This window comes from Halomonas qinghailakensis (assembly GCF_025820815.1).
GTDB classification, from domain to species: Bacteria; Pseudomonadota; Gammaproteobacteria; order Pseudomonadales; family Halomonadaceae; genus Vreelandella; species Vreelandella qaidamensis.
Genome location: NZ_CP096973.1, coordinates 3643512 through 3658153 on the forward strand (window position 1 = coordinate 3643512; position 14642 = coordinate 3658153).

General features: G+C 49.8%; 10 protein-coding genes. 7 read left to right on the forward strand and 3 right to left on the reverse strand.

The features are described from left to right. Positions 1–17: 17 nt before the first annotated feature. Positions 18–1427: a cytochrome ubiquinol oxidase subunit I gene (locus tag M0220_RS16650; RefSeq protein ID WP_264018264.1), complete on the forward strand. Its 1410-nt coding sequence runs from the start codon at positions 18–20 to the stop codon at positions 1425–1427. Further along, positions 1424–2422, forward strand: a complete 999-nt coding sequence (gene cydB / locus M0220_RS16655) for a cytochrome d ubiquinol oxidase subunit II (RefSeq protein WP_030073046.1) — start codon at positions 1424–1426, stop codon at positions 2420–2422. The genes M0220_RS16650 and cydB overlap by 4 nt, the downstream gene beginning before the upstream one ends. 143 nt (positions 2423–2565) lie before the next feature. On the opposite strand, the gene M0220_RS16660 is transcribed toward cydB, so the two are convergent. Further along, complete coding sequence (locus M0220_RS16660) at positions 2566–3735, reverse strand: alpha-hydroxy acid oxidase (protein ID WP_030073048.1); 1170 nt, start codon at positions 3733–3735, stop codon at positions 2566–2568. A gap of 181 nt (positions 3736–3916) precedes the next feature. Here M0220_RS16660 and M0220_RS16665 point away from each other — a divergent pair, with 181 nt between their 5' ends. The 4 genes from M0220_RS16665 (at position 3917) to M0220_RS16680 (ending at position 10297) form a co-directional block, all read left to right on the forward strand. Continuing rightward, on the forward strand, positions 3917–4582 hold the full coding sequence (locus M0220_RS16665; RefSeq protein WP_264019242.1) for an ABC transporter ATP-binding protein: 666 nt from the start codon (positions 3917–3919) through the stop codon (positions 4580–4582). After that, positions 4579–7089, forward strand: a complete 2511-nt coding sequence (locus M0220_RS16670; protein WP_264018265.1) for an FtsX-like permease family protein — start codon at positions 4579–4581, stop codon at positions 7087–7089. Before M0220_RS16665 ends, M0220_RS16670 begins: the two co-directional genes overlap by 4 nt. Continuing rightward, positions 7086–8264 (forward strand): lipocalin-like domain-containing protein, encoded by a 1179-nt coding sequence (locus M0220_RS16675; protein ID WP_264018266.1) that lies wholly within the window; start codon positions 7086–7088, stop codon positions 8262–8264. Before M0220_RS16670 ends, M0220_RS16675 begins: the two co-directional genes overlap by 4 nt. Positions 8265–8563: 299 nt before the next feature. Continuing rightward, on the forward strand, positions 8564–10297 hold the full coding sequence (locus M0220_RS16680) for a PilZ domain-containing protein (protein WP_264018267.1): 1734 nt from the start codon (positions 8564–8566) through the stop codon (positions 10295–10297). A 10-nt stretch (positions 10298–10307) separates the two neighbouring features. On the opposite strand, the gene M0220_RS16685 is transcribed toward M0220_RS16680, so the two are convergent. Continuing rightward, on the reverse strand, positions 10308–11438 hold the full coding sequence (locus M0220_RS16685) for a flavin monoamine oxidase family protein (protein WP_264018268.1): 1131 nt from the start codon (positions 11436–11438) through the stop codon (positions 10308–10310). Positions 11439–11724: 286 nt separating this feature from the next. Between M0220_RS16685 and M0220_RS16690 the strand changes: the two genes are divergently transcribed. Next, a complete protein-coding gene (locus M0220_RS16690) occupies positions 11725–13047 on the forward strand; it encodes an acetamidase/formamidase family protein (RefSeq protein WP_264018269.1) in 1323 nt (440 codons plus the stop codon). Between the two features lie 288 nt (positions 13048–13335). Here M0220_RS16690 and M0220_RS17380 read toward each other — a convergent pair whose 3' ends face one another. Continuing rightward, the gene (locus M0220_RS17380) at positions 13336–14574 is read right to left on the reverse strand and encodes a methyl-accepting chemotaxis protein (protein WP_318784688.1); all 1239 of its coding nucleotides are present in this window, start codon (positions 14572–14574) and stop codon (positions 13336–13338) included. Positions 14575–14642: the final 68 nt, after the last annotated feature.

The following is a 14642-nucleotide window of genomic DNA, read 5'->3' on the forward strand; positions in this document are numbered from 1 at the left end:
CGATCTAGGAGGTCGCCATGGAATTAGATCCTCTGTTACTTTCAAGGCTGCAGTTCGCCTTTGTTGTTTCTTTTCACGCCATTTTCCCGGTGTTTACTATCGGTTTGGCTTCCTACATTGCGCTGCTGCATGGCTTGTTCTACAAAACGGAAAACCCTGCTTGGGATCGCTTGGCGCTCTTCTGGACAAAAGTGTTTGCCGTCGTATTTGGCATGGGTGTGGTATCAGGCATTGTTATGTCATTTCAGTTTGGTACCAACTGGAGCAACTTTGCCTACGCGACGTCTAACTTCTTAGGCCCAGTACTCAGCTATGAAGTAGTAACGGCCTTTTTCTTAGAAGCTGCTTTTTTAGGCGTGCTCTTGTTTGGCCGCAATAAAGTGCCTGAAGGCGTGCACTTGTTTGCCGCCATCATGGTCGCAGTTGGCACGTTCATCTCTTCTTTCTGGATACTTTCCGCTAACAGCTGGATGCAAACACCGGCAGGTTTTGAGCTAATTGATGGTCGCTTTCATATCACTTCCTGGATGGAAGCACTCTTTAACCCCTCCTTCTGGTACCGCTTCGTTCACATGGGCATGGCGTCTTTCCTCACCGGTGGGTTCGTGGTTGCGGGCGTTAGCGCTTGGTTCTTACTACGCAAGCGTGATGTAGAAGCCAACAAAAAAGCATTATCCATGTGCTTATGGTTATTATTGATCTTAGCGCCTGCACAGGCAGTGGTAGGGGATTTTCACGGCTTAAACACGCTAGAGCATCAACCAACTAAAGTAGCTGCCATGGAAGGTAACTGGGAAACGCAAACCAACGTACCGCTGCTACTATTCGCGATTCCTGATCAAGAATCACAAACCAACCACTTTGAAATTGGTATTCCTAACTTGGCTAGCTTAATTCTAACTCACCGTGCTGATGGTGAAGTTCCTGGGCTTAACGCAGTCCCGGTAGAAGAGCAGCCACCGGTAGCGATTGTTTTTTGGTCGTTCCGCGTCATGGTAGGTATTGGCTTACTGATGATTGCTGTTGCACTAGTAGGCTTGTTGCTACGTCGTAAGGGCCGTGTCTATGAAAACCGCCTGTTCCTAAAAACGCTGACTGTCATGATTATTTCCCCCTTCCTAGCAGTTCTGGGTGGCTGGATCGTTACTGAATCCGGACGCGCCCCATGGTTGGTGTATGGCGTTATGACCCATGCAGAAGGGTTAACGCCTTCACTGACAGGTGGTATGGCTCTATTTACTTTAATTGGCTACATCGCTGTTTACAGCGTAGTGTTTTTAACAGGGATTTATTACCTCACGCGTGTTGTACGCAACGGTATGCACGAAGAGCAAATAGAAGTGGAAGGCGAAGTTGAACGCCCGAAACGTCCGTTGTCCGCTGCACACACTCCCTTTGACGATGATTTGGAAGGAGCCAACGCATGAGTATTGATCTTTCGCTCATTTGGGCTGCCATCATTGGTTTCGGCGTCATTATGTACGTCTTAATGGATGGCTTTGATCTAGGGTTAGGCATTTTGTTTCCCTTCGCACCTGATGAAGAGTCACGTGATGTCATGATGAACTCTGTTGCCCCTGTGTGGGATGGCAATGAGACGTGGCTGGTGTTGGGCGGAGCGGGTCTACTTGGCGCGTTTCCCCTGGTTTATTCTGTGTTTTTACCCGCGCTCTATATCGGTGTTTTTCTGATGTTAGCTGGGTTAATTTTTCGCGGGATCTCGTTTGAGTTTCGTTTCAAGTCTAAGAAAAATCGCCGCTGGTGGAACCGTGCTTTCTGTTGGGGCTCTGCCATAGCCACCTTCGCACAAGGCGCAGTAGTTGGTGCTTATATTCAAGGATTTGCTGTTGAAGATTTCCGCTATGTCGGTGGTGCACTGGATTGGCTGACACCCTTTACTATACTGACAGGGCTTGGACTAATGGCAGGCTATGCGCTGCTTGGCTCTACTTGGCTAATCTTGAAGTCTGAAGGTCATGTCCAACAGTGGGCTTATCGTATTACACCAAAACTGCTTTTAGCAGTACTGGTAGTATTCGGTATTGTTAGCTTATGGACACCACTGGTTAGCCCCGAAGTGCGCGACCGCTGGATGAACCAGATTCACTTAATTTGGTTCTTCCCGATTCTTGCAATGGTGTGCGCTGGAGCTCTTTATCGCGCAGTAAAACGCCAGCAGGAAGGTTTACCTTTTGTCGCAACGCTGGGCCTATTTATCTTTACCTACCTGGGCCTAATCGCTAGCAAATGGCCGGTTATCGTACCGCCTAACTATACGATTTGGGATGCCGCATCGGCACCTGAGTCACAGCTATTTTTATTAGTCGGCGTGCTGTTTGTTATCCCTATTGTGCTGGCATACACCGCTTGGACCTACTGGGTGTTCCGTGGCAAGGTAAAAGTAGGCGAAGGATATCACTGAAGCGTCACTATTTAGCCTATTGACTGCTTTTTCACGATAAAAAGGGGTGCCTACATGGCACCCCTTTTTGATACAACATCGAAAGCGAATATATCAATTAAGCTAAATGTATCAGCAATAAAACAGGCCTAAATGAAGGAGGCTTAAAGCTTGACGGTAGGGTCAGCAAAGCCATTCGGCACATAAAGGTTATGAGGGCCTAAACGGCTGACGTCTGTTTCACCGCACAGCGCCATAGTGGTATCAAGCTCTTTATGAATAATCTGGAGCGCCTTGGTCACTCCCTCTTCGCCAGCAGCCCCTAAACCATAGGTGAAAGCGCGTCCAATGTAGGTCCCCTTGGCACCCAGCGCCAATGCTTTGAGTACATCCTGGCCTGAACGAATACCAGAATCGAGATGCACTTCAATCTCATTGCCTACCTCGTCCATAATACTTGGCAGCATACGAATTGAACTCATTGCGCCATCCAGCTGACGACCACCATGATTAGAAACAATAATGGCATCGGCACCAATTTCTACGGCGCAGCGCGCATCTTCCGGGGTCATAATCCCCTTCACAATCAACTTGCCACCCCACCACTCTTTAAATTGAGCAATCCGCTTCCAGTCTAGCGATACATCAAATGCCTCTGCTGTCCATGCTGATAATGAAGAAGGGTCGGTAACACCTTTTGCATGCCCAACAATATTACCAAACGATCGACGTTTGGTTTTCAACATCTCCAACCCCCAAGGAATTTTCGTCGCCATATTAGCGATTGATTTTGCAGTCAATTTAGGCGGTGCAGATAACCCATTTTTAAGATCTTTGTGACGTTGCCCCAGGACTTGCAAATCGACAGTGACCACCACAGCAGAACAGTTAGCCGCTTTTGCGCGCTCAAACAAGCGACGCATAAAGTCATCGTCTTTTAAGGTATACACTTGGAACCAGAAAGGTTGCGTGGTGTGTTCTGCAACATCCTCAATCGAACAAATCGACATGGTCGAAAGTGTAAACGGCACACCGAATTTTTCAGCGGCGCGCGCTGCTTTAATTTCACCATCCGCCGACTGCATTCCCGTTAGACCCACTGGCGCCAGCGCAACCGGCATTGCAACATCTTCGCCAATCATAGAACTTCGGGTAGAGCGCCCTGACATATCGACCGCCACGCGCTGTTTCAAATGAATATGCTGGAAGTCGCTGGTATTTTCGCGAAAGGTTTGTTCTGTCCAGCTACCCGACTCGGCATAGTCGTAGAACATTTTTGGCGTACGGCGAACATAATGGCGACGAAGATCTTCAATGCTGGTATAGATCGGCATGGCACACCCTCAAGAGAGATTGTTTTCCTAAACATCTAGAACAGACAATCACTATAGTTAAAAAATAAATATACAAAAACAAAATCAACTACAAGATTCGTACAAGCAATCAACAAGTTGGTATAGTAACAATCACCAAGATAGTGAGCATTAATGCTGGGAGATACTTATGTTACCCCCCCTGTTAGCCCTGCATCAGATAAGCAAAACCTTCAGCACTCCGCAAGGCTCACTACACGTGCTCAACGAGATAAATCTCACCCTTTCCCAAGGAGAAAGCCTTGCGTTGATGGGCGAGTCGGGCAGTGGTAAATCTACCTTGCTACACATCGCTGCAGGACTAGAAATGCCTAATCAGGGAGAGGTCGCTATCGCTGGGCAAGCTTTGTCATCGCTCAACGAACCAGCCCGAGCGAGACTTCGCCGCCAGCAATTGGGGCTTATTTTTCAGCAATTTCACCTTGTGCCAAGTCTCAACGTCATCGATAACCTCTCGCTGCAAGCTCGGCTTGCACGCACTGAAAATACTGAATGGAGTGCGTATTTGCTTGATCGGCTAGGGCTTTCTGGTCGTGAAGAGCACTACCCCGAGCAGCTATCAGGCGGCCAGCAACAACGTTTAGCAATTGGCCGTGCCCTAGCAGTACGCCCAGCCTTATTACTTGCCGACGAACCGACCGGTAACCTTGACGAACAAAGTGCCGATACCGTGCTAACTTTATTGCTGGATTTAGTCAAAGAGACTCAATGCGCACTGCTGATGGTTACCCATAGCGCACGGGTAGCAGCCCCATTGAACCGCACGTTTCGCCTTCACTTAGGGCAGCTGAAGGAAACAAGGCAATGATACTGCGGGTGTTAATGACTCTGTTGGCTCATTACCGACGTCACCCTGGCCAGCTTGCTATGCTGTTGGTAGGCCTTTGGGTTGCCAGTGCCCTTTGGAGTAGCGTGCAAGCCATTAACGCCACCGCCAAAGAGAGCTATGCCCGTTCTAACGCGCTGCTGAGCGTAGAAACCGACCAGCTTACCCGTCGCGATGGCAACGCCCTTAGCATCGATGACTACTTATCACTCCGTCACGCAGGTCTCCCCGTATCACCGCTACTGGAGAGCTCACTGACAATAAGAAATACTCAGGTGACGGTACTTGGCATCGACCCATTAACACTACCCTCTTCAAATGAAAGCAACCGTGCCAATGGAAACGGAGGTTCACTGACCCAGTTTTTATCGCCACCTTGGCAAACTCAGCTCGCTCCAGATACGTTAGAAGTCTTCAAACTAAACCGTCAACAGGCTACCGGCGCTACCCCTGCTATTGGTAATCAGCGGCTACCACCGTTAGCACTCCGCAACGACCTTCCCCCTAACACACTGGTAATGGATATCGCCGCTGTATCTGCACTTTTTGGCGATCAGTCCACACTCAGTTTGGTCACCGCAGCAGGAGCATTGACTCAGCCGCCAGAAGGCTATCGCCTTACTCGCGCGGCCAATCTTGCTTCGCCTGAACAGCTCACCGATAGCTTTCATCTCAACTTGACGGCACTAGCGCTGCTTTCGCTGGTGGTTGGGATGTTTATTGTCCAAGCCGCCTTAGGGCTAGCTATGGAACAGCGTATGGCGACTCTACGCACATTGCGAGCCATCGGCGTGCCCGGCAAAACAATCACTCTCGCCATTCTTATAGAGCTACTGATCTTTGGTCTGGTTGGCGCTGTGCTTGGACTCATCAGCGGCCTATGGCTGGCCGGCAAGCTGCTACCTGATGTGGCCAGCACACTTACCTCGCTGTATCAGACTGACGTTCAGCACTCGCTAGCACTGCCCTGGCATTATTGGCTTGGCAGTGTAGCCGTCACTTTGGGTGGTTTGCTATTAGCAGGTAGTGGCGTGCTGTGGCGTGCTTCCAAGCTACAAGTCTTGGCCCTTGGGCAGTCTTACGCCTGGCGATACAGCTATCAGCGCCAGCTAGTGCGCATGCTGCAAGCGGGCGGATTAGCCGGAGTGTTAACGTTAGGGTTAGCCGATTGGTTGAAGATGCTTCCAGCCGGCGAGGGGTTAGTGGTCAGTTTCAGCTTAGTCGCTGCGTTACTTTTCAGCTGTGCACTGTGTCTACCACCAGCTCTCAATACCTTACTACGGTTGTTGCAACGGCGATTGCAGCGCTACCCGCTGGGTCAATGGGCAACTGCGGATATGCAACAACAGCTGCCCCGTTTATCCCTCGCGATGATGGCCTTATTCATTGCATTGGCAACTAATTTGGGCGTTAGCAGTATGGTAGGAGGTTTCCGGCTAACGTTTTTAGAATGGCTAGACCAGCGATTAGTAGCACCGCTATACATCAATGCAACACCAGCAACGCTCATTACTCTCAATGAGTGGCTAATCTCACAGCCAGAGGTGCTGGAAACCTTACCTACCGCGCGCGGTAACACTGAGTTGCTGGCTATTAATTCTTCGTCTCACGAAAACATCTCGACTCAAATGGCATCGCTTGGGTCCCTTGCCCTTTTTGGTATCAGCACGGTGCCAACACTAACCTCCCAGTGGCCGTTGCTAAAGACACTTAATGGGGCACCGCAAGCTTGGGAAGCCCTGAACAATCAAAGCGTATTCATCAATGAACAAATGGCGGTAGCCCGAAAACTTCAACCTGGCGACAGCGTTCTTCTTGAAACACTACAAGGCGCTGAATGGTTGACGGTAGCGGCCATTTACCCTGATTACGGTAACCCACAGCAGCAGCTATTGGTTACTGTTGATACGCTTACACAGCGCTTTGAAGGCGAACTAGCATCAACAGGCATCGCATTACATGATGAGGCCGATGCAGATACATTTCGCCAAGCGTTAATCACGACATTTGACCTTTCACCTGATGCCTTAATAAACCAACATGAGGTGAAGAAGGTAGCCACACAAATTTTTGAGCGTACCTTCAGCATCACCCGGGCATTGAATGGCTTAACGCTGGCTGTGGCTGCACTCGCACTTCTGGCAACACTACTGGCCCAAGCGCAACATCGACAGCGGCAACTTGCTACACTGTGGGCGCTAGGCGTACCGCGTGCCACCCTTGCGCTGCTGCCACTGGTTCAGTTGGGTGGGCTGGCGTTACTTACTGGCTTACTGGCTGTACCGCTTGGCATCTCAATCACCTGGCTCCTGGTGGCCGTAATTAATGTCGCCGCTTTTGGCTGGCGGCTACCACTTCAGCTATTTCCCCTGGATATACTGGTCATGCTGTTTACCGCATTTAGCGTTGCCCTTGTCGCTGCGGCGTTACCGGCCCTGCAGCTTTGGCGAACATCGCCTCGTGCGTTGCTTAACGAAGGTGCCCAATGATCTACGGTTGGGTTAACGCATTCGCAGCTATCGCTATCGGCCTTGGGCTTGCGTCCTGCAGTGACGCGCCGTCCACTGAAAGCACACAGACTCAACAGCCATCACACAACGGCTTTGCGGGCCTGGGCGCGCAGGCACAAGGATTTGCTCAAGCAGATGCTTCCGTGTCTTTGGTGTTTCCACATGATCACGGCCCCCATCCAGACTACCGCATTGAATGGTGGTATCTCACAGCTAACCTTGAAGATAGCCAAGGTGAACCGCTAGGCCTTCAATGGACCCTGTTCCGGCAGGCCCTTATGCCACCACAGCAACGCCCGACTCCTGCCCTCTGGGCCACCGATCAAGTTTGGATGGCTCATATGGGCATCTCTCAGCACGCAACCCATGTTGCTGCCGAGCGCTTTGCCCGTAGCCACAGTGGTGAATCGTCTTCCAAACTTGTTCAGCAACGGGGGCAAGCGGGTGTGGTGGCTACTCCTTTTCATGCGTGGATTGATGATTGGTTCTTTAGAAGCCCGTTAGAGGCTAACTTCGAACGTTTTACTCTAAGCGCTTATAGTGGTCACGGAAACGAACGGTTTGGCTACGATCTCACACTTAGCGCGGAAGGCCCTTTGGTGTGGCATGGTGAAAACGGGTTTAACGCCAAAACAGTTCAGGGCCAGGGTTCTCACTACTACAGCCAGCCGTTTTTACACATTGAAGGAAGCGTCACCCTAAAGGGTGAATCCCGGCACGTGCAAGGCAGCGGTTGGTTAGACAGGGAATGGAGCAGCCAGCTACTCAACGCCGAACAAACGGGCTGGGATTGGTTTTCCCTGCACCTGGATGATGGCCGCAAGCTGATGGCTTACCGGTTGCGCGGCGGTGGCGAAAATGGCTCGGACTATCGCTTTGCACACCTGTTTAACGCAGATGGCCAGACAGAACTGATCGGGCCAGACAGCGTTATGCTCTTACCTCTTGCCACTGAACGTGTAGCAGAAAGAGACATTCCCACCCAATGGCAGTTAACGCTCCCCGACGCCAATCTTGAACTCACCATAGAAGCGCGGCACCCCAATCGCTGGATGCCCACCACCGTGCCCTATTGGGAAGGTGATGTAGTGGTGCGCAACACGTCCACCCAACAACAGATTGGTGTAGGCTACTTAGAAATGACTGGCTATTAACCAAGACCGACGACAATAAAAGCCGTTTGCTGCTCTTGGTTACTGCTTTTATAGTACTCCGCCTTTAGCGAATTCATTATCTAAAAGCAGCGGTGCTGGCGGGCCGTTCTTCTGAGTGCTAGCCTAATAAGTAGCTAAATAATCTTATATTCATCTTATTTCGAGGCAATTTAATAGCAAAAAACACTGATTAAATTGATGACACTGCTAATTAATGTGTAGAGTTTGCACTTATAACAACTAAAAACAGTGCCTTGACCTGGGCAAATAAAAACGACTCACATAGGCAGGTATTTCAGATGCTCCCCCCCGCCCAGCACCAGAATCCTTCAGCCAATATAATTCGCTCGTTGCTACAGCACACGAATGAGCTTTCTGTCTACTGTAAAGATATGCCCTATGCCTTAACAGCAGAGGTGGCAGAGCTAGATCTGAGCACAGGGCACATGGTATTGGAAATCGAATACGCAGGATTGGATATTGAGCGCTATGTTACCAACGGCAGCATAAGCTTCGATCTGGAGGCACTAAAAGGCGCTCACACCATTGAGCGTGAAACGTACAGTCTTAGCAATGTCACTGCCAAACTGCAGAAATCAGATAGCACTCACTATCGTTTAGAGTGTTTGCTTCCTGAGTCAGTATTTGTGCAAGAAAATAGAGGCGCCGTTCGCATACCCTTTATTCTCGGTATGCTAGCCCGCGTCGGCCTGGATGTTTACCCAAATACGCTTAACGTGTCAGGCCGATTGCGCAACTTGTCGATCGGTGGCTGTATGGTCGATATTCATCTAGCGGATAGCATCGCCATCGGGGTAAACCAGGATATTCCTGGTGTGATGCTCGAGTTTCCTAACGGCGACAGCTTTTTCGCTGAGGGCAAAATCCGTCATATGCGTCCTTTTGGTAATCATGGCTATGCGGCAGTGGGCGTGGAGTTCACCAATCTATCAACCTCACAAGCTGAAATACTATTTCAATTCGTCAACGAGTCCGAAAGAGAAGCCGCCTACCGTAGTGGCTCCAACGATAAGCTGGCATATCACTCTTCCCTTTTTATTCCAGGTCTTAAGGAGAAGAAAATTTTGCAGCAAGAAACCCTAGAGCGTGACAAGCGGTCTCGCCAGCCACCGATGGAACGCGGTGTGTTGGATGTCGCCCATCAACTTCAGGTGGCGCTGATGTATATGAAAAACCGCAACGTGTTTCCTAGCGAGATTTTATACGATTGCGTCGATACGCTTCGCTATCTAGTCGAACAGGACCGTAAAGCCTTTCTGTATGCCCTAGCATTTCTAAGAGAAGAACCGGATTGGGTCAGGCATGCCGTTCAGGTAACAGGTTTGCTGGCTGACTTACTACTGCTACGCGACCCACATGACCCTCAGGTACGTGAGGCGATGCTCGGCGTAATGCTACATACCGCAGGCAAACCATTGCTCGTCAGCGAAGCGTTACCGTCGTTGAACGTGAATATGAACCCTGTGCAAAAGCTGATGCTGAGTGGCCATGTAGAAGAGCTGCTCAAAAAACTGAACACATTAGGCTGGGAGCCAAGCCCAACCTGCCGAGATGTGATTGAGAATGCTAATGAACGATTAGACGGTTCTGGCTATCCCGCATCAAAACGCGACTATCAGTTATCAACACTCATTCGGCTAATAGCCGTCATCAAAGTGATCAATAAGTACTTACATTCACGTAATGGAGAACCTGCTCACTCTCCCCTTGATGCCTATCGGGTTGTTAGTAATGCCAACACAGCCTATGACAAAACGGTGCTTGTAGAATACATGCAAGTATACGGACTTTACCCGATTGGCTGCTTGGCTAAGTATTCTGGCAATTTTCTTGCCTGGGTAATGGATGTCGATGCTAAAGGGATGCCGAACCAGGTTCACATCGTCAAAAACCTGCGCTTTCCTGACACGAATATAAGCAGCATTATTTCTCAAAGCGACATCTCTCAACTTGGCCATCTAGAAGGTATCGTCAACCCGTTGGACTACGGTGTGAAAGTGCTTAAACTTTAGGGTCTATCCACTAACGATCGGCACTGAAGAGCTGACCTGACGCTAGCAGACCGCTTACGCCGCGCTCTGCTGCTTCAATAGCGCCTGCTAAATAGCCAGGGTACTGCTGCCCCCATTCACTACCAATGCCTGTTAAACGATGCTGCCAAGGCCCTTCTAAAGCGCTCGCGGGCGGCGGCGTACTATGCTCACCGAGTTGGCAATCTGAGGCTGTCGCCGTTAACGGCTCTACAGCCCAATCCTTAATAATATCGATAACAGGCGTACCTGCCTGCGGGCCAAATAACCTGATCAATTGATCACGGCAGCGTTGCCGCAAGACGTTTTCTCTACTATTTTTTCTCGCGCTTGCAGGCACGCTAAAAAAGCCAAAGAGCGCCCCATGACCACTGGGATCGGACGCATCGTGTATTTCACCTAATGGGCCAATCAAACTACGTGCCTCGCCAGAAAGACCATGTTCACGCCAGAAAGGTGTTGGGAAAAGAGCGACATATTTAGCGTGTGGGGCCATCCATGTTGCTGTGTGCCGCCATTGATGGGCAAGACTTACTGGTAACGCTGGCGAGAACGTAATACGTTGCTCAGCAAGTCTTGGCGGTACCGCCAGAAGAACATGATCTGCGTAATAGCGTTGTATAAGCCCACCTTTATCTTCACTTAGTAGTTCAACTGCCTCACCATTGAACGACAAACGCTCAACCGTTTGACCTGTCACTATCCTCTGAGCATCGACACGCTGGCGCAAAGCTTCAATTAACACGCTCATGCCACCCTTTAAACGCATTGAAGGCGGCGTATTCACAAACCCCTGCATGCGAACTGGGGTTCCATTAAGCGTACGTTCAACCAACATATCCCCCGTTTCAAACTGGGCAAAAGAAACGATACCCAGAGACTCCACCAATGCACCAAGAGCATGCTGAAAGCCTGGCCAAAACCACGAAGGCCCCATATCAAATGCCTCAGGTTGTTGTCCTGGCGCCGACTTGCCTTCTGGCGTTACTGATGCAATACGACCACCTAGCTCGTCACGCCCTTCTAACAATACAAAGTCACTAATTCCCTGCTGCTCTAACAGGTAAGCGGCGTAAAGACCTGCTAACCCACCGCCGACAATAGCGATACGTGTTGTGTGCATCAGTCACCTCAGAATAATTAAAGAAGTAGTGGTAAAGAGACAGAAAATGACCTAGTCAGTCACGCAGGACGAAGCGCTACTCTGGATAACTTGTCTGAATAGCTTGCCTGAATAACCTCTACACATCCTATACCAATGAAGTTTTCAGGTTTAAAAAAATAAAATAATGATAAATTCAAAAGCGTCGCCCTAACAACAGCCACCTATAAAGACTCTTTAGGGTTAAGCATGTGATAGGCAGCGGTCGATTGTATAAAAATGCATAAAAAACAAAAGGATACCTCCCATGCAACATACCATAGATAAGTCATCAACCGTTCAGCAACACGTTGTTGTGCAAGAATTTACTAACAGTGTGCTAGACCCCAATGCCCCCATGTTGGGACCAGTTAAAAATGGGGGAACCATCACAGCCAACACTGCACCTGGCTGTTGGGGACCGATGATTACCCCACGTCTTCGCGGCGGACATGAGGTGACTACTCCCGTGTTTATTGAGGGCGCAGAAGTAGGTGATGGTGTTGCCATCCGTATTCGCGATATTGCCGTTACCTCTATCGCGACCGCGTCTGGACATGATAGCTCGCCCGAAGGATTTTGCCTTGGCGACCCCTACGTTGCCGCTCGCTGCCCTGTTTGTGACACACTGTGGCCCGAGACCCATATCGATGGCATCGGGCAAGATGCCGTAAAGTGTGATGCCTGCAATAACCCTGTAAAACCCTTCGAAATAGTCCATGGCTACACCGTCACCTTTGACGATGACAGAACAATCGGGCTTACCGTACCTAGCAATGTGGCAACTACCATTGCCCAACGCGCTGACCATTACTCAGCTTTACCCCCAGGCAGCCGACAGCACTCTATTCTTAACTATGCACCATCAGATATGCCTGGAACGCTAATTCGCACACGGCCGTTTATGGGGCAGCTTGGTACTTGCCCGTCAATGCCAATGCCAGACAGCCACAACGCTGGTGATTTTGGTGCTTTCTTGATCGGGGCGCCACATGAGTATGCTATTACGCCCGAGCAATTAGCTACGCACAAAACCGACGGACACATGGATATTGATGCTGTTCGTGCCGGCGCCATCCTTATTGCCCCTGTTAAGGTGCCAGGCGCAGGGGTTTATATGGGAGATATGCATGCAGGCCAGGGTGATGGCGAAATTGCTGGGCACACTATGGATGTAGCAGGAAGCGTCACGCTTCAGGTAGAAGTCGTGAAAAACTACCCACTGGACGGCCCCGTTTTATTCCCGCTGCTGGAAGATCTGCCACCATTAGCCAAACCGTTTAGTGCATCTGAAAAGGCCAAAGGCCAGCAATTGGCAGAAAAATGGGGAGTAGAAAACATTGAGCCGCTAGCGCCAATCTCGGTGATTGGAACCGCTGCTAACCTCAATGAGGCAATTGAAAACGGCCTTCAGCGAGCGGCTACCCTACTTAATATGAGTGTCGCTGAAATCCGTAATCGAGCCACCATTAACGGTGCTATAGAAATTGGCCGTGCACCGGGCGTGATACAAGTGACTTTCCTTGCCCCCCTATCTCGCCTAGATGCTATTGGCCTTGGGGGCTATGCCCGGGAACAGTACGACCTTTAGTGCTGCACAACACTAACCAACAGTACTTGAAGACATACTGCACTTGGTTGTACGACAGCTCGCTTCTCGGTTGCTAAGCCCTTAGATGACTAAGCCCTTAGATGACTAAGCTCTTAGATGACTAAGCTCTTAGGTTGCTAAACTCTGTTATCAAAGAAGCGAGTCTAAACAACCTTTTAACCGTGCATTTTCCGATGATGCCGCGTCATTAGACGCGGCTAGCTTTATGGAAAAATACTCAGTGCAAAACACAGCACAAAAACACGGTAGATAAAAAACAAGCAGATCTTAAACAGACGCTTCGCGTTGCAAAGAGGTCGCAGTTTCTTCCATTTCAAGCGACGTGCTCGTCAACTGTTCTGCAAGTTTTGAAATATCTTGCGCGCCTTGGTACAGCTCGTAAGTCGCCTTATTGATCTGCTCGATACCTAACGACTGTTCCTGGCTGCTGCTGGCAATATCGCGCACTAATTGAGCAGTCCGTTCGATGGCAGGTACTAATCCCTTAATACGCTCGCCTGCTTGTTCTGCCGTAATTACCGACTGGGTAGAAGTTGCACCAATGTCCTGAGCAGCCAGCCGACTTCCTTCTGCCAGCTTACGCACTTCAGAGGCTACGACAGCAAAACCACGACCGTGCTCCCCTGCCCTTGCCGCCTCCACCGAGGCATTAAGAGCCAGTAAGTTCGTCTGAAACGCAATGTCATCAATGATTTTGACTTTACTGGCAATATCACGCATGGCTTGAATAGTCTGTAAAACGGCAGCACTTCCGTCACTTGCATCCCTAGCGGCTTGATTAGCAACACTTTCTGTTTCTACGGCGTTTTCAGCATTTTGCGCAACAGTGGCACTTAATTCATCCAGTGATGCCGTTGTCTGTTCAACGCTAGCCGCCTGCTGTGTAGTCGCTGATGATAGGCTTTCAGAGGCCGACGAGACTCGGCTTGAGAGGCCTGCCATATTATTAATGGCTTGCTCAACTTCACTTAATAATGCCGCACGCTGGCGTTGCAACTCACTTCCCAGGCGATCGCTTTCATTAAGTGCATCTTGCGAACGAATAAATTCACCCGCCATAATGTTAGCAAGTACCACGAGCACAGCCGCTTCAAATGCTAAATAACCACCATGAACAAGGACCATCTTCAGACTCGCTTCAGGCATGACATAAATGCCTATATCCATGCTTTGTAAGACATGAAAAGAAAGGTGATGGATAAGCGCCACAACAGCAGCCGCAGCAATGACACGCCAGTCGCGGTAATAAAGAAGGATTGCTAACAGCACAAACAATCCAAAGTGTACTTCAATAAGCCCATGGGCTTGGTGGATATGCAGCCCAGTCATCACCATAAATGCTGCGCCCATGTAAAGACGCGTTAGTAAGTCACTTCCTTGTGAATAGGTTAAGTAACCACCTAGTATTACTGTCGGCACGCCAATAATGAGCGCCTCCAGCCAAGTGGAATACCAACTAGCAAGTGCCAGCGCTAGCACTCCCTGGGCAATGAGGATTTTAAACATGAGGAGGCTCGCATCTTGCCACTGCTCATGAAAAAGATCCTTATCGAGTCTATTCAACTGCATGAAAG